The organism is Enterococcus ratti (assembly GCF_001886195.1).
Lineage (GTDB): Bacteria > Bacillota > Bacilli > Lactobacillales > Enterococcaceae > Enterococcus_B > Enterococcus_B ratti.
In genome coordinates, this window is the sequence record NZ_JXLB01000008.1 from 43,473 (window position 1) to 60,373 (window position 16,901).

Consider the following 16,901-nt stretch of genomic DNA (forward strand, 5'->3'; position numbering starts at 1 on the left):
TTTTTTAATGACATTTGATTGTTGCAGCGATTTTATTTACTTAAAATGAAAAAGAAAACTTTCTAAATAAAGTAAATAAGGAAGCATTTGCATTTGTTAAGAGAAAGCGATATGCTTTGCTTTAATAAAATCAAAAAGAAAGTAAATTCTTCGACAGAAAAGGAGAAAATAATGTATCCAAAAACGAAACAGTTAATTTTAGCTAAACTTGAAGAAGGGTATTATCCGGGAGTCGTTGGTGCTTTTATCAATCAGGATCAAGTAGAAACTTTTTCAGCAGGATACGCACAAATCATACCAGAAGTTCAACTGATGGAAAAAGATTTATTATTTGATGCCGCTTCGTTAACTAAAGTAATTGCTACGACAAGTTTAGTCTTGCGTTTGTGGGAGGATGGGAAAATTGCTTTAGATGCGCCTTTGCACCACTATTTACCTGCATTTGAAAATCGTGAAATTACCCTGCGTCATCTATTAACCCATACTTCAAACATCCAAACATGGATTCCTAACCGAGACCAACTTTCTCAAGACCAATTGATTAAAGCCTACCTAAAGCTTCAACCTGGAGAACAATTAGGACAAATTGTAAAATACACCGACGCCGGAACCATTTTGCTAGGATTCATGCTAGAAGAAATTTTTCAAGAACCAGCAATTGACTTATTCCAAGATCAAGTGTTAACTCCTCTAGAAATGATGAATAGTACTTTTTTACCTTATCCGTCTAAAAAAATTGTTCCTACGCAACAGCTTTCTTCAGGTGAAATTTTACGTGGTATTACTCATGATCCAAAAGCAAGGATATTGGCAGAGCATGCAGGAAATGCAGGACTTTTTATTGATTTAGAAGATAGTATCAAGTTTGCAAAAATGTATTTAAATTTAGGAAAAACCAAAAATGGTCGATTTTTAGAAGAAAAAACGATCCAATCGCTTTTAAAAGATCAAACGCCAAATCAGGCTGGCAATCGTTCATTAGGATGGGACTTGAAAAAAGGAATAGAACAACAGCAACCTATTCTTTTTCATACAGGATATACTGGTACGTTTTTATTAATTGATGTAAGCGAACAGGAGGCATTTATTTTCTTATCAAATCGCATCCATCCAGTAGATGATCGAGTTGCTTATATTTCTTGTCGTGACGAAATTGTTGAAAATTTTTTGAAAGAAAAATCGTTATTAAAAAAAAGATGCTATAATAACTACGAATAGCGAGAGGAGATTGATTTATGCAAGAGCCAATGTTTTTAAAACCAGTTTTTCAAGAAAAAATTTGGGGGGGAAGCCGTTTAAAATCTGTTTTTGGATTTGATATTCCAAATGATAAAATCGGTGAAGATTGGGCAATTAGTGCGCATCCTCATGGGGTAAGTATCGTAGAAAATGGTCAATTTAAAGGATATAAATTAGATGATTTATGGAAAGACCATAAAGAATTATTCGGCAATCCAACTGAACCAGTTTTTCCCTTATTGATTAAAATCTTAGATGCAGAGGATGATCTTTCGGTACAAGTTCATCCAGATGATGCTTATGGAATGAAGCATGAAGGTGAATTAGGAAAGACTGAGTGCTGGTATATTATTGATGCAGAACCTGGCGCAGAAATTATTTATGGACATCATGCGAAAACAAGAGAAGAATTAATTGAAATGATCCATGAAGAGCGCTGGAATGATTTATTGAAAAAAGTTCCTGTTAAAAAAGGGGATTTTTTCTATGTACCAAGTGGAACCATCCATGCAATCGGTAAAGGAATCATGATTTTAGAAACTCAGCAAAGTTCGGATACAACTTATCGAGTATACGATTATGATCGAAAAGATGCAAACGGTCATACTCGTGAAGTGCATATTCAACAGTCTATTGACGTAACAACCGTTCCAGCTAAAACTCCACAAATACAAGTGAAAGAAATACGCAAGGGCAATTCATCTATTATTACTTATTTAGAAAGCAAATTCTTTAATGTTTATGAATGGGATATTAAAGGAATCACCTTATTTAAAAAACAAGCACCTTATACTTTAGTAACAGTAATTGAAGGGGCGGGAGAATTAGTCATTAATGAACACTCTTATTCATTGGTCAAAGGAGCAAGCTTTATTTTACCAGATGACGTCCAAAAATGGACGATTCAAGGAGAATTAACGATTATTGCTTCTGAGCCGGGGAAATAGTTCAATGAAGAAATCTCTTACTTTTTTAGATGAGAAGTAAACAACTGAATAGTTTTCTGAACTACAAAAAAACTGAGATTTTCTCAGTTTTTTTGTTTTAATCATTATTTACAATAAGAAATCGGTGGTGTGGGTTATATGAAGTTGTGAAAGTAATCAAAGTAGATTCTTGTAATGGTTTTCAATATATGCTATATTTTTATCATTGAGTTAAAACGTTTTAATTAAAGATTATAGGACGATTAGTTTAATAAATAATATTTGGGAGTGATTCACCTATGAATACTATCACAGTTATCGGTAGCATTAATTTAGATCGGACTATCCGAGTCAAATACATGCCCAAACCGGGAGAAACGATTCATACAAGAGAAACTTTTTCAGCAGGTGGAGGAAAAGGAGCCAATCAAGCAGTAGCCGCAAGTCGTTCAAAAGCCGATACTCACTTTATTGGTGCAGTTGGTACGGATGAAGCGGGAAAAACAATGATTGAACTTTTGAAGCAAGAAGGAGTTGATTTATCAGGAGTAAAAACGTTAAAAAACCAAGCAACTGGACAAGCTTATATTATTGTAGATGATCAAGGCGAAAATAGTATCATGATTCATGCTGGTGCTAATAATGCTTTTACGCCGGATCAAGTGAAAAAAAACCAAGCGCTTATCGAAAATAGCGATTTTATTATTGCTCAGTTTGAAAGCGCTATAGAAAGTACGTTAATGGCATTTACATTAGCCAAAAAAGCAGGAAGAAAAACAATTTTAAATCCTGCGCCAGCACTAGAAAATGTACCCGAAGAATTATTGAAAGTCACTGATATGATTATTCCAAATGAGACAGAAACAGAAATTTTGACAGGTGTTGCGATTATGGACCATGAAAGTTTAAATAAAGCAGCAGACAAATTCCATCAACTAGGAATTGAGGTTGTAATCATTACCATTGGCAGCGAAGGCGCTTTTTATGCCGTCAAAAATGGGAAAAGTGGTATCATACCCGCGTTTAAAGTCGATGCAGTCGATACAACAGCTGCTGGTGACACATTTATTGGAGCAATGTGTAGTATATTGGCGACGGATTTTAGCAATATAGAAGAAGCAATTCAATACGGAAATAAAGCTTCGTCACTAGCTGTTCAACGCTTTGGTGCACAACCTTCAATCCCTTATAAAAAGGAATTGGACTAAAGAAAGGAGATTTTTATTGTGAAAAAAACAAAAGTTATTAATTCGGATATTTCTCGTGTAATCGCACAAATGGGGCATTTTGATACGTTAAGTATTGGTGATGCTGGGATGCCTGTACCAATGTCTACTGAAAAGATTGATTTAGCTGTAGATAATGGAATACCAAGTTTTATGGAAGTATTAAATAATGTTTTGGAAGAACTAGAAGTTCAACGTATTTATTTAGCTGAAGAAATTAAAACAGAAAACCCTATAATATTAGCAAACATTCAACAACGCTTACCTAAAACACCAATTACTTTTATCGCTCATCATGAAATGAAAACGAATTTAAAACAATGTCATGCGTTTATCCGTACGGGTGAAATGACACCTTATGCAAATGTTATTTTAGAAAGTGGCGTTGTATTTTAAGAAGAGCTGAAGGAGGAAGGTCAGAAGATGAATATAACAGCATTATTAATTGGTTTAGGTCCCTTATTAGGTTGGGGGCTATATCCAACCATTGCCTCTAAAATAGGTGGACGTCCAGTAAATCAAATTTTAGGTTCAACATTAGGAACGTTGATTTTTGCTATTGGTTTTGTTTTATTTAAAGGAATTGAACTTCCTACAGGTTCGGACCTGATCTTTTCGATCCTATCAGGCGTTGGCTGGGCAATCGCTCAAATTATTACCTTTCAATCATTTACTTTAATCGGTTCTTCACGTGCAATGCCTATTACTACCGCTTTTCAATTATTAGGTGCTTCGTTATGGGGCGTACTTGCTTTAGGAAATTGGCCGGGAGTAACTGCAAAAATTTTAGGTGCTTTTGCCTTAGTATTAATTATTTTAGGTGCTTGGATGACGGTATGGTCTGAAAAGAAAGACAAAGAAAACAACAGTTTATTGAAAAAAGCCGTACTTTTGTTAGCAGTAGGAGAAATCGGGTACTGGGCTTACTCTGCTGCACCGCAAGCAACTTCAATTGATGGAATGCAGGCTTTTTTACCACAAGCATTCGGTATGGTTTTAGTGGCAATGATGTATACAGCAATTTTAAGTTTCAAAGGAAATGAAAAATCAGCATTTGCAGAAATCGTTTCATATAAACATATTTTTTCAGGCATTTTCTTTGCTTTTGCTGCCTTAACTTATCTTATCTCAGCTCAACCCAACATGAACGGATTAGCTACTGGTTTTATTCTTTCTCAAACTTCAGTAGTATTAGCTACATTAACAGGAATTTGGTTCTTAGGACAAAAGAAAACCAAAAAAGAAATGCTTGTAACAATTATTGGATTAGTAATGATTTTAGCTGCGGCTACAATCACCGTATTGATCTAGTTATTTAAAAAATGAAAGACAGAAATGAGCGGAAGCCATTTACTGTCTTTCATTTTTTTTTTGGAAAAATTTCAAATAAATCGTAACTATAGAGTGAGGAGGGATTGAAGTGTTTAGAATTTGTTCGAAAAAAGCAATTAGAAGTAAAGCGTTGACAATTCGTTTATTTGATGGTTCGACTTGGGCAAATTTAGGAAATGGCCAATTTATTAATCAAACAACAAAGAAAGAAATCTCAAGCGATAAAATTTATCCCAAAATAAAAACTGCTGTTTCTTCTGGTGGAATTCTTTTTGCCAAAAGAATGAACGCCAAACAAATATTACAGTACGTGGAACATCCAATTAAAGTAAAGACTTGGTAACTTAAAAAATGTTCTTTGAAAATTTGATAAACGAGCATCACTGTTGATTCATGATAGTGATAAATATGAATGATTTGCTGTCTGTTCATGTTACGCTCAAAAAATGACAGTCCTGTTAACAGTGGCATGTTAACAGCAAAGGTATCGTTATAGTTCATTTGGTGAAGACGGAACAAGTAATTGCTAATTATGTAGCTATTTGTTTAAAGAAGGATTTCTTACGTTTGCTTTTTTCAAATTTTTATAGCGTTACGGGGTAGCTTTTTCCTAAAAAAGCAGGTTCGCATTTATCCTCAAAGTGTTTATGCCTTAAAATTTTCAAGGAGTGAGTATTAAATGTCAGAAATTCAGCAACTAATTCATTTCATGCGTAGTGGCAAACGTAAACAGATCACGTTGAAAGAATATGAATACTTTGTTCGTAAAGAAGGCTGGACAAATGAAAGTAAAGCAAAATTGATCAACCAAATACAAAAGAGCGACATCTTACATTACGAATGTTGTAAACACAAGTACATTATTCGATTAATTCGGTAAAATCATTCAAAAAAGGAATCGTTTAAGAAGTAATTTTCATAGTTAAAATCTAAAGCTTATTATTAAAAAACAGGAGAATTTTTATGAAGAAAAAAAAGCAATTCATGCGAATATTTTTTATTATTAGTTTATTAATTACCTCTTTTAATACTACTTTTTCTGTTTTTTCGCTAGATTTAAATGTGTCACTTCAAGATCAGAAAAAAGTGTTTATTCAAGAAAATCAGATGATCCAAAAAGAAAACGGAAAATTATATACGTCAACTCCCTCTAATTATATTGAGGCATCAATAGCCCATATTTTTGGAAAGCTCAACACGAAGAATCAAGAAGCAAATCAAACCATTTATGTAGATCCCAATGCGCATATTGCAAATATTGACATTTATTTGTCCAATGGCGGGCGCGAGTATGGTTGGTACGGTAAACGTGTAAATAATGAAATTGCACTATGTATAGAGCAAGGCGCAGCTCTTAATATTGGAAATAATCATGGGTACGCTGTTACTGAACATAATACAGAGCAAATGAAAAAAATTTCGTTGATTAAATATTATGGAATAATCCTCACTGGACATACTCTCCATAAAGAACTAATGACTCAACTTTTAGCATGGGAACAACAAGGAATTACACCTACTAGTATTTCCGGTGAATTTTCAATGGCAGATTATCAAGCGTTTAAATCTGATGTCATGGTTAATGTAGATAAATTCTATACAACGCCTTCTTTTGCCAATCAAACGGTTGACATAAAAGCAGGTAAAAGTATAACAATTACTGATACAACAGGAGCCTTCAGTAACTATAAGCATTCTCCTTCAATGATTTCTCGGGGGATAAACATTCACAAAGAAGGAAGCAAATTAACCATTCTTGCAACAAAAGATGCTGAATCTTTCAGTAGACTTGAATTTGAATATGATATCGTTTCATCTTTTCAAGGCGTTCCTTTGATTTATAAAAATCCTTATACACAAAATATGATGGTGGGTAGGGTGAGTGATCGCAAGAAGGTTTCTTTAAATATTAACGTCCTAAAAAATGGCAATGCCCGTGTACGTAAAGTCGATCAAACGACTAAGCAACCACTGGCAGGTGCCGTTTTTCGTTTTACCGCCTCTACTGGTCAATCCAAAGAAATCACGACTGACTCAGATGGCTATGCCACGTGGAATGATTTATTAGTGGATACGAAAGTCACCATTCAAGAAATCAAAGCGCCAAATGGCTATGTGTTAAATCAGACACCTCAAACGATTACGATTAAAGCCAATGAAACGACAACGGTGACTTTGGATAATCAAGAACAACTTGCCAATCTCAAAGTCATCAAAGAAGACGAAGAAACAGGCAATACCTCACAAGGGGCGGCACAACTAGTGGGAGCCGTTTATGAGTTAACAGATCAGAATGGAAAATCCGTGGGGCAATTCACCATGAAAGAGATCAAAGGCGTGGCGCAAGCAGAACTGAAAGGCTTGAAGCTAGGAACATACACGTTACAAGAAATTAAAGCGCCAGAAGGCTACAATCTTGATCCAACAAAATATACGGTAGAGCTTACTTATGCCGGACAAAATGAAACCGTCGCACTTTATAGTAAAACAGTAAAAGATCGTGTGATTAAAGGAAACATTGAAGGTTATAAATTTGGCTCACGTCCATTAATCCCGTCTACTGTTTTTGACATGCTTGAGCGAACGACAAAAACACCTCACGATACAAAGCCACCTTTAGAAGGGATAGCGTTAACGGCTACATCGCATACAACAGGGCGAAAATACGTACAAGAAACAGGAAAGAATGGGTACTTTAAATTTGAAAACCTTCCTTATGATACGTATACCATTGAAGAAACAAAAGGCGTCGATGGGTATTTATTGATTGAACCATTTGAGGTCACGATTACTGAAGAAGGTTATACGCACTTCTTTTTATTAGAAGACAAGGTCATTGAATCGAAGCTGCACATTGTAAAAGTAGATGAGGAAACGGGGAAAAGTATTCCTTATGCCGGTGCTCAGTTTAAAATCTTTGATCGATGGGCTAATGAAGGAAACGGGGCATTTGTTTCCATGACTCGTCCGAATGATACCGAAAGTACGGATGTTTTTGAAACCAATGAAAAAGGGGAAATCGTCACAACGGAAAGCTTGCCATGGGGGGTGGATCGCTATGAATTGCGTGAAATCAAAGCACCAGAAGGCTATGTGCCTTTAGAAAAACCGCTTGTTTTTAGTGTGACTGAAGAAGATGCCGGGGCACTGATTCGTCTAGAAGTACCGAATCGTCTTGCTCGTCAAGATATCCAATTAATTAAAAAAGATCATTTGAATGAGTATCCCTTAGCGAAAGTGCCATTTAAGCTATACAAAATTGAAAAAGAGGAACAGGGGAAAGAAAAGGAAACCTTAGTTGGTGACTACTTGACAGATCAAGAGGGAAAGATCAGCATTAAGGCTCTTCCTTACGGTGAATATAGATTTGTTGAGAAAGAACCACTAGAGGGGTACTTACCTTTGGAAAAACCACTTGATTTTTCTGTGAAGGTTGAAAATGATGGGAAATTGCTGGTGCTAGAAGCTTATAACGAACGAGAAATGCTAGATATTACCACTTGCTTTGCGGATGTGAACGGACAAAAAGAAATTGATCCAACCATCGATCATCGTTTGAAGGACATGGTTTGGGTAAAAGGTGAAGCCATTGAAATCGGCCATACCTATACCGTAGTTACTCAGTACAAAAACACGAAAACCGGAGAAGTTGTGAGTGAAGACACATCCACTTATACAGCGAAGAGCAAAGAAGATGAATTTGAAGTCTTTTTAAATTTGGCTGCGAACACTTTAAAAGAGGGTGATCAGATGACTGCCACACATATTTTGTACTATGAAGAAGAACAAGAAAATGAAGCAGGGCGTGAAGATGACCTATCTAATAAAGAACAGACCGTTACCTTTAAAATACCCGTACAACCAATCCAAAAGCAAGAATTACCAAAAACCGGAAGTAAAGAGTCGATGGTTATTATATGTATAGGATTGAGTTTATTTATTCTTGCCATTAGCGGTATCTATCGTTGTACAAAAAGAAACAGGAATAAAAGAAAAATTATACCCAATCAATGAAAGTATTTGGCAATTTAAATGAGAGAAGAAAGGATGGCGTGATCAAATATGAAAAAATTGATTTTTAAAGAACACTTTTTAAAAAAGAATAGAACTAGAATCACGTATGGTTTTTTTGTTTTACTTGTAGGTGGAGGGATCATAGGAAGTATTAGCTATCATATGAATAAACCAAACGAAGAAAGAGAAAATAGTAAACAACATCAAGTAGCTAATATTTTACTAGAAAAAGACACTGAAAAACGAATAATAAAAAATAACTATTTTTTAGAAGCTAACCATGATCCGGCTGCTTTAGTATGTGAGCAATTTAATTATTCAAGTTCAATAAATGAATCAATGGATGCAACAATCCAACAATTAGAAGAGGAAGTAGATCAATTAGTCGTTACTTTTGCAAAAGAAAAAAATAAAAAAGAAGCCGTAACTACTTTAGAAAATTCTCAAAAAATTTCAACATCTGAAAAAAAGCATTCAAATTTCCACCCAGTAGATTCGGCCGAAAAAGAAAATTCATTTCATAACCAACAAAAAATTTGGCGTCATCCACAACTAGTAATTGCTTCATCATCTATAATTATCAATCAGCACGATCATTTTGATCCTTTAGATTATTTTAAAATCATCTCCGGTAGCGATCCTTCACCGAAAGTAGCATATAATTTTATTGATACTTCTAAATTAGGTGAACAGAAATTTTTTATTCAAATGACGGATTCTTCAGGTGCGGTTTTTCATCAGATAATCCATTTTTTTATCAATAGTCTTCCAATTCTTTCACTAAACGATTCCAGCTTACATCATCCTATTGGTAAACCTCTTGATTTGTTAAAAGGAGTCTCGGCTTTTGATCAAGAAGATGGTGTCTTAACTTCAAAAGTTCAGATTAATACAAATTTAGATATTCAAGTAGAAGGAACATACGATGTGATGTATTCGATCATTGATCGCCATGGAGCACAAACGTCAGTAAATAGAACCGTTAAGATTGAAAATAAGGCACCAGTACTTCATGTATCAGAGCTAATTGAACACCAAATTAATCAGTTTTTGAATGTTTTTGATTATGTTCAAGCATCAGATACTGAAGACGGGAATATTCAATTGGATGAATCCAATCTTTTAGAAACAAATTTAAATTTAAAAAAAGAAGGGGAATACTTTTTTAAAATTGGTAACGTGAAAGACAGTCATGGAAAATTTGCAGAAGAACGAACGTTTATTGTACAAATAACAAATGAAGCACCAAAAATACAACAGGCTAATATGCAAGTCAACGTTTTTTCTTCTTTGAAAAAAGAAGATTACCTTGCACAGTTGATTGTTTCAGATCGTGAAGATTCAGCAGAGCGTTTAAAAATAGAATTAGACGAATTTGCATGGAATCAATTGGATACTACTAAATGCCAAAGGCATGTTATTCCTATTAAGGTAACAGATACAAATGGCAAAACAACAAGCAGCAGCGGGGAAATAACGATTGTTAATGAGTCTCCTAAATTTATCGGAGTGGTAGACAGAAAATTAACAATCGGAGAAAAATTTGATCCTTTGGCGGGAATCAGCATTTATGATAAAGAAGAATCGTTGTTTTTAACTGACGTTGATGTAACTGAGACAGTTGATGTTAACACTCCTGGAATTTATACCATAAATTTGAGTATAAATGATTCCTTTGAACGAGTTACTACTAGTTATCAATTAACCGTCACCGATAATCAAGAAATGAAAGAAAAGGAGAGAAAAGATGGACTATTTTGAGCAAGCCATGGCATTATTTTCAAAAGGAGTTCTTGCTTCTGGCAGTTTGCTCACTGTATGGGGGATTATTCAACTTGGTACAGCAATCAAAGAACACAATGGTCCGGGAATGCAAAATGCTATTTTTCAAATTGTTGGAGGGGGCGTGATCATTGCAGCTGGTGCTTGGGTAGCAACTATTTCAATTTAAGGAAGTGACTAAGCTGGATGAAGCAATTGAATTTTTATTGCATATAATTGCGGATCAATTAAATTTCTCAAATGATCCTAAAAATAGCTTATTGCAAAACTTAGAAACATATCTACCAGATATTTATCAATACAGTGAACTTATTATGAATATAGTGATAAAACCAGTTGCTTATTCTTTATTAGGTTTTTTATTATTATTGGAATTTCAACAAATCGCTCAAAAAGTTTATGGCAACTATTCTGGTTTTGGTGGAATTGATTTATTTCTTCCTTTATCTCTAAAGTTAGGAATAAGTATGCTAGTGATGCGCCATTTAACGGTATTTATTCATACGATTATGGAAATTAGTACCATGATCAGTCAAGGAATCAGCAAAATAGGCATTCAAGAAAGAAAAGGAGAAGCAATTGAATTTCTTTCATTAATGGAAGAAATTCATCATTTAGAATTTTTTGAAAAGCTCATATTATTGATTATTTTGTTAATTCCTTTGATGCTATCTATTTTAACAAGTGTATTAGCCAAAATAGTGATTTTTTTGCGTTTTTTTGAAATGTACTTGTATTTTAGTATTTCACCGTTGCCACTTGTTACTTTTCTTCATGAAGAAATTAGTCAAGTAGGTAAAAATTTTTTTCGATTAGTTTGTGCCTCTTCATTACAGGGGATTTTATTATTTATTATTTTGAGTTTTCACCCACTGTTAACTCACGCTGTTTTTTCAATTGATGAAGCGCAAGGATTGATTGTTGTGATTAGTGGGATATCAGGCAATTGCATAATACTATGTGCTAGCTTATTTTATACCAGTAAGTGGGCTAAAACTATTATAGCGATTGCTTAGTTATCGTTTTGTATGGAGGAAATAAATGTGAGTATTGAAGTACCTGTTAGAAAAGAAATTTTAGCTTATCAAGAAAAACTATTTTTTGGTTTTTCTTTAAGACAATTTCTATCTGGTGTAGTATCTTTCATTTTTGTAGTTCCATTAGGTATTTTAAATCACATGATTTGGAAAATGTCTGTTGATGATATAGGACTGTTTTTTATGTTAATCAGTGCACCTATTTTATCCATCGGGTGGCTTAAACCCAATCATTTACCTTTGGAAAAGTATTTACAGATTCGATGGAATTATTTTAAACTACCAAAATATTATACTTATCTCATGATGGAGGAGACAAAAATAAATGGTGTGGTTGCTGGAAAGAGAAAAAGGCATCAAAAAAAACAAAATGAATATGGAAACTAATCATAAAAAAATTATTCGTTTAATGAAAAAGCAAAAGAAAAAAAGAAGACATTACCAAAAAAAAGAAGCGCCAAAAAAAAATGTTCAAGAGGCATTGTGTTACGAAAAAATGTTTGAAAGTGGTATTTGTGAAGTGATTCCTAATCATTATTCAAAGAGCATTAAGTTTTCAGATATCAATTATCAAATTGCACAACAAGAAGATCAAGTAATGATATTCAATAAATATTGTGAGCTGTTGAACAGCTTGGATGATACCATTCATTTAACGATTACATTACGAAAAAAACAAATAGATATTGAGGAAATTACTGAAAAACTTTTCTATGAAAAAAGAGGAGAACATTCTGATATTTATCGAGAAGAAATCAATCAGATGCTTTTTCAAAAAATAAATCAAGGTGAAAATCGTTTTACGAAAGAAAATTATTTAACATTTACCACCCAAGCAAATCATCTTGAACAAGCACAGCAGTTACTTGAACGGATTGAACACAATCTGCTAGGAAATCTTTCCGAACTTGGTTCAATCGGCATGAAAATGGATGGTTTAAGTCGGCTAAAAATGATCAATCAATTATTGAAATCAGAAAAAAATTTTCATTTTAGTTATGCAGATTTGGTGTATAGCGGGTTATCAACAAAAGCGATTATTGCACCTTCTAGTTTTAATTTCAAAAAGAAAAACTATTTTGAAATCGGTGAGGAATATGCACAAGTCATTTATTTAAAAGATTACCCAGCAAAATTGACTGATAAACTCATGGCAGATCTGATGGAAATTCCTGAAGAAATTACGCTGTCTCTTCATATTGATCCAATTAATCCTGATAAAGCCAACCATTTAGTCCAAACAAAAAAGGCCTACATGGAAGGAGATAAAGTAGCCGCACAACGAAAAGCGACACAAAAAGGATATGATCCTTATACGAATATTCCATATGAATTAACTAATAGTATCAATGAAGCAAATTTATTGCTGGATGCTCTTATAAAAGAAGGACAGAAATTATTTTTTGTTTCCTTCTTTCTTTATTTTAGAACTAAAAAAAAAGAAAAATTAACCGATATTGCGGAGCAAATTTTAAGTATCGGCAGAAAAAACGGGTGTAGCTTTCACTATTTAAACTATTTACAATTAGAAGGAATGAATTCGGTTCTTCCTTTTGGAAAAAATTGGTTGACGACAAGACGAACTTTAACAACAGCCAGTACGGCCATTTTTCTTCCTTTTACTGCACAAGAACTTAACCATAAAAATGGGAAATACTATGGTATGAACGAGTTAACGAAAAATATTGTAAGAATTAATCGAAAACGGTTAAATACGCCTAGTGGCATGATCTTAGGAAGTTCGGGTTCAGGAAAAGGCGTAGCTAAAAAATATGAAGAAATTACTACACTATTAGGAAATCCAGCCGACGAAATCCTTTCTATTGATCCGGAAGACGAAGATACACTGATAGGACAAGCCTTCAATGCTCAGATTGTTAAAATCGCACCCAACACAGACACATTTATCAATTTATTAGATATTTCAGATGATTTAAGCAATGAAGTAGATCCAGTAAAATTAAAGTCTGATTTTTTATTAACTGCATTTGAAGCATTGATAGGCGGGCAATCTGGATTGAATTCTGCACAACGTTCCATTATTGATCGTGTCACTCGTTTCACTTATTTTAACTATTTCAACTCTCAAGAAAAGAAAATGCCGACATTAGCAAAAGAATGGTTTAGCTTATTGAAAAGTCAGCCAGAAAAAGAAGCACAAGCATTGGCATTAGATTTAGAGTTATACATTGAAGGTTCACTGTCGGTTTTTTCCCATACAACGAATATTGAATTAAATAAACGGTTTATCGTATATAATACGAAACAACTAGGCAGTCAGTTAAAAACATTTGGAATGATGGTCGTTTTAGAACAGGTATGGAATCGCGTGGTGCGAAATCGGGACAGAGGAATTACAACATGGATTTATATTGATGAAATGCAGTTGATGTTAAGTGACCCTTACTGTGAAAATTATTTTTTTGAGTTATGGAGTCGTATTCGAAAATGGGGGGCAATTCCTACGGGGATCACACAAAACGTGGAGACGTTATTGCTTTCAGATAAAGCACGAAGAATGCTTAGTAACACTGAATTTATTATTATGTTAAAGCAAGCAAAAAGCGATCTTGATGAACTTTCATCTTTGTTTCGACTTTCCGCACAACAGCAAAAGCAATTAATTCACCCTGCAAAAGGTGCGGGGTTAATTCGGGCAGGAAAGGCTATTGTTCCTTTTTCGAATTCAGTTGATTCATCAACTAAATTGTACAAATTGATGACGACTGATCCAGATGATCGAGTAAAAGCAAAAATGGATCGTTTCAATGAAAAAATATAACTTATTAGAAGAAAGGACAGAAATAATTAAAAGAAATTTTTTTCAAAACATTAAAAATATACATGTTAAAGCCATGTCTACCGGTAAAAAATTTTTTTCTGAAAGAAAAATAAAAGATCAGGCAAAGTTGAAGGTTTACAAAGACAAAAGGTATTTTTTTAAAAGAGGAGTCATTTGTGGGAGCTTTTTCCTGTTTTTGTTGACTGTAGGAGTCGTTATAATATTTTTTTCGATTATACCAAAAAATGATGAATTCGAGTTAACAAAAATTTGGACTTATTTCACTAATTTAGATGCTGAAAAAAATCTTACGTTACGCCAGCATCATAAACACATTAAAATAAATGGAAAAACAGTGATCAATCAGCAGTTTAATCTAGCAACTAATATAGACGAGATATTAGCTTACTTAGACGTTCGTTATGAAGAATTTGAATTAGAAAATCCCAACATAAAAAAGAAACTTCATGAAATTCATGACAATATGTGGAGACTTTACGCAAATAAAAAAGGGCATTTAAGTACACAATCTTTTATCCAATCTGTTGACTGGACACGAGAATGGAAAGAACGATTAAGTGCTCTTTTAACAATTGGTCCGTATCAACATTTATTTGAGTTAAAATCACCATTTTCAAAAGACAATCAAATAAAAGTCAATCAAAGATACGGTTATTTTCTTGAAAAGCAAGCAAAAAAGATGTTCAACGGCATACAAATACAAGTTGAAAAAGATAAAGAAATTCTTGCTTCTATGACGGGTGAAGCCACAGTTAGCGATAATTCTATTATTATTCAGTCAAAAGATCGACAACTTGTCATAAAAAATATTCGTCCTACAATCGCTAACAGACAAAAAGTAGTGACAGGTGAATTGATTGGAACGGTAGCAAAAGAGAATCAGTTAGTAATTGAATATATAAAAAAAAATCAATCGTTAAATCCCGGTTTTTATTTTAAAGAAGTTGAATATCTGCAAACATTTTCGCTCGAACCAGAGAACTCAAGACCGGTGTTTGATGAATCAACTTTTCGAAAATTGATTTTATTTAATTGTCACGCTTTTAGCGATAAAGCCGATAAAATTCTGATTGAAGCGCAAAAAAACGGTATCTCCCCTGTTATTTTTGCTGCCATAATGATCCATGAAAGTGCTTGGGGAACAAGTAAAGGGATAATAGAAAAAAATAATCCAGCAGGGTTAATGGCAGAACAAGGGCTAATTACGTATAACACATTAGATGAAGGCATAGAAGCAACCGGACGAACACTGAAGAATTTAATTATCAAACAACAACTGTTGACTATTGAAAAATTAGGAACATATTATTGTCCAGTTGATGCAGAAAATGATCCAATGGGGCTTAATCATTATTGGGTTTCTATTATAAAACAGTTGATAGTGCAATTAGGCGGCAGTCCGAATAACAGCTTATTATGGGAAAATCCTTCTGACTTACACGAAGAGATTTTAATAAAGGCACAGAGTATTTATCAAAAAGGTGTTCAATATTCCCAAGGTCCTCAGCGTGGGAACTTTCCTTATCATGATTGTTCTTCTTTTGTTATCTGGGCAATGAATGAAGCAGGAATGAATGTGCCATATGGAAATACAGAAACACTATATCAACTGGAAGGAACATTTTTGCAGTCAATTTCTCGTACAGAAGTTCGTGCAGGCGATCTATTCATTTGGGGAGAAAAAGGAAACTCTTCTGGAAATTATGGACATACGGGCTTTTTTTTAGATGATGAAGGAAAAACAATTATTCATTGTACGCCAGCTACCAAAAAAGGTTTTGGTCAAAATGGAGATATTGTTGTCACATCATTTGATGGATATTACGGTGATTCTCATCTTGCACCCGTCTATTTTTATCGGATTTTAGGGAGGAAGAAACCATAAAATACACTCGTAAATTTTTTATGGCAATCATCTTTTTTTTAATCATAAGCATGTCAGCTGCAAGTTTCGGTTATACAATTGGTCAAAAGAGCAGACAGCAAAACAAAAAGGTGATGAAATCCAAGGATAGTTTTACAAAACAACAAATCAATGAATTTTTAAAGGCTTTTTACACTTTTGAAAATTATGGAGATAATTTCTCAAGCTATGAACTTTTTTTATCAAAAAAAATGAAACATACGGAAAAAAAAGCGTGTTACAAAAGAAGTTTATTCCCCAATTATTTAAGTATTCTTTATTTGTTAAAAGTAAGAATTATATTTATTTCATTAATAAGCAACAAATTGAAGTTATTTGTAAGGTAACTTACAAGATTGATTATATAAATCTAGAGGGGAAGACAGTTGCTAAAAATATCGAAAAAGAAGCGGAGATGAAGCTTTTATATGTGTTCGATGCGTCAACTAGCTGCTTCTTAATTGAAAGTTATGAACAATTAGAAAAGAGGTAATTTAAAAGAATGATGTATGTTTAGAAACACTGATAAATAAAAAAGGATGTTTATCAATGGCAAGAGAAATTATACTAATTGATCACGTAAAAAGACTAGAAATAGAAGAAGATCGCTTACCCATTTTCGAAGCGCTTACCTGCTGT

General features: G+C 33.7%; 15 protein-coding genes. All 15 read left to right on the forward strand.

Going from position 1 to position 16,901, the window contains the following annotated elements:
• The first annotated feature begins 171 nt into the window (after positions 1–171).
• The 15 genes from RV14_RS05115 (at position 172) to RV14_RS12025 (ending at position 16,755) form a co-directional block, all read left to right on the forward strand.
• Positions 172–1,218 carry a serine hydrolase domain-containing protein gene (locus tag RV14_RS05115; RefSeq protein ID WP_071855225.1) on the forward strand — a complete coding sequence of 349 codons (1,047 nt, stop codon included), beginning with the start codon at positions 172–174 and terminating at the stop codon, positions 1,216–1,218.
• 17 nt (positions 1,219–1,235) lie between these two features.
• Entirely contained in the window at positions 1,236–2,186 is a 951-nt protein-coding gene (gene manA / locus RV14_RS05120) for a mannose-6-phosphate isomerase, class I (RefSeq protein WP_071855226.1), read from the forward strand.
• Positions 2,187–2,464: 278 nt separating this feature from the next.
• Positions 2,465–3,373, forward strand: a complete 909-nt coding sequence (gene rbsK, locus RV14_RS05125; RefSeq protein WP_071855227.1) for a ribokinase — start codon at positions 2,465–2,467, stop codon at positions 3,371–3,373.
• Positions 3,374–3,391: 18 nt separating this feature from the next.
• On the forward strand, positions 3,392–3,787 hold the full coding sequence (gene rbsD / locus RV14_RS05130) for a D-ribose pyranase (RefSeq protein ID WP_071855228.1): 396 nt from the start codon (positions 3,392–3,394) through the stop codon (positions 3,785–3,787).
• A gap of 27 nt (positions 3,788–3,814) precedes the next feature.
• A complete protein-coding gene (gene rbsU, locus RV14_RS05135; protein WP_071855229.1) occupies positions 3,815–4,702 on the forward strand; it encodes a ribose/proton symporter RbsU in 888 nt (295 codons plus the stop codon).
• A gap of 109 nt (positions 4,703–4,811) precedes the next feature.
• The gene (locus RV14_RS05140; RefSeq protein ID WP_071855230.1) at positions 4,812–5,066 is read left to right on the forward strand and encodes a hypothetical protein; all 255 of its coding nucleotides are present in this window, start codon (positions 4,812–4,814) and stop codon (positions 5,064–5,066) included.
• Between the two features lie 336 nt (positions 5,067–5,402).
• Entirely contained in the window at positions 5,403–5,603 is a 201-nt protein-coding gene (locus RV14_RS05145) for a TetR family transcriptional regulator (protein ID WP_071855231.1), read from the forward strand.
• A gap of 83 nt (positions 5,604–5,686) precedes the next feature.
• Complete coding sequence (locus tag RV14_RS05150; protein WP_071855232.1) at positions 5,687–8,737, forward strand: SpaA isopeptide-forming pilin-related protein; 3,051 nt, start codon at positions 5,687–5,689, stop codon at positions 8,735–8,737.
• A 48-nt stretch (positions 8,738–8,785) separates the two neighbouring features.
• Positions 8,786–10,498 (forward strand): immunoglobulin-like domain-containing protein, encoded by a 1,713-nt coding sequence (locus RV14_RS05155; protein ID WP_071855233.1) that lies wholly within the window; start codon positions 8,786–8,788, stop codon positions 10,496–10,498.
• Positions 10,485–10,688: a hypothetical protein gene (locus RV14_RS05160; protein ID WP_071855234.1), complete on the forward strand. Its 204-nt coding sequence runs from the start codon at positions 10,485–10,487 to the stop codon at positions 10,686–10,688. Before RV14_RS05155 ends, RV14_RS05160 begins: the two co-directional genes overlap by 14 nt.
• 4 nt (positions 10,689–10,692) lie before the next feature.
• Positions 10,693–11,535, forward strand: coding sequence for a VirB6/TrbL-like conjugal transfer protein, CD1112 family (locus RV14_RS05165; protein ID WP_084650293.1), 843 nt, complete (start codon positions 10,693–10,695; stop codon positions 11,533–11,535).
• Positions 11,536–11,562: 27 nt separating this feature from the next.
• Positions 11,563–11,943: a PrgI family protein gene (locus tag RV14_RS05170; RefSeq protein ID WP_245785471.1), complete on the forward strand. Its 381-nt coding sequence runs from the start codon at positions 11,563–11,565 to the stop codon at positions 11,941–11,943.
• Complete coding sequence (locus tag RV14_RS05175; RefSeq protein WP_071855236.1) at positions 11,882–14,338, forward strand: VirB4-like conjugal transfer ATPase, CD1110 family; 2,457 nt, start codon at positions 11,882–11,884, stop codon at positions 14,336–14,338. The genes RV14_RS05170 and RV14_RS05175 overlap by 62 nt, the downstream gene beginning before the upstream one ends.
• Positions 14,339–14,537: 199 nt before the next feature.
• Complete coding sequence (locus tag RV14_RS05180; RefSeq protein ID WP_245785472.1) at positions 14,538–16,244, forward strand: peptidoglycan amidohydrolase family protein; 1,707 nt, start codon at positions 14,538–14,540, stop codon at positions 16,242–16,244.
• A gap of 253 nt (positions 16,245–16,497) precedes the next feature.
• Positions 16,498–16,755: a hypothetical protein gene (locus tag RV14_RS12025; RefSeq protein ID WP_143139738.1), complete on the forward strand. Its 258-nt coding sequence runs from the start codon at positions 16,498–16,500 to the stop codon at positions 16,753–16,755.
• The last annotated feature ends 146 nt before the right edge of the window (positions 16,756–16,901 follow it).

Coding starts and splice junctions, on each gene's coding strand:
- manA (WP_071855226.1), top strand. CDS start 1,236: ATGCAAGAGCCAATGTTTTTAAAACCAGTTTTTCAAGAAAAAATTTGG.
- RV14_RS05115 (WP_071855225.1), top strand. CDS start 172: ATGTATCCAAAAACGAAACAGTTAATTTTAGCTAAACTTGAAGAAGGG.
- RV14_RS05145 (WP_071855231.1), top strand. CDS start 5,403: ATGTCAGAAATTCAGCAACTAATTCATTTCATGCGTAGTGGCAAACGT.
- rbsU (WP_071855229.1), top strand. CDS start 3,815: ATGAATATAACAGCATTATTAATTGGTTTAGGTCCCTTATTAGGTTGG.
- RV14_RS05175 (WP_071855236.1), top strand. CDS start 11,882: ATGGTGTGGTTGCTGGAAAGAGAAAAAGGCATCAAAAAAAACAAAATG.
- rbsK (WP_071855227.1), top strand. CDS start 2,465: ATGAATACTATCACAGTTATCGGTAGCATTAATTTAGATCGGACTATC.
- RV14_RS05155 (WP_071855233.1), top strand. CDS start 8,786: ATGAAAAAATTGATTTTTAAAGAACACTTTTTAAAAAAGAATAGAACT.
- RV14_RS05150 (WP_071855232.1), top strand. CDS start 5,687: ATGAAGAAAAAAAAGCAATTCATGCGAATATTTTTTATTATTAGTTTA.
- RV14_RS05160 (WP_071855234.1), top strand. CDS start 10,485: ATGGACTATTTTGAGCAAGCCATGGCATTATTTTCAAAAGGAGTTCTT.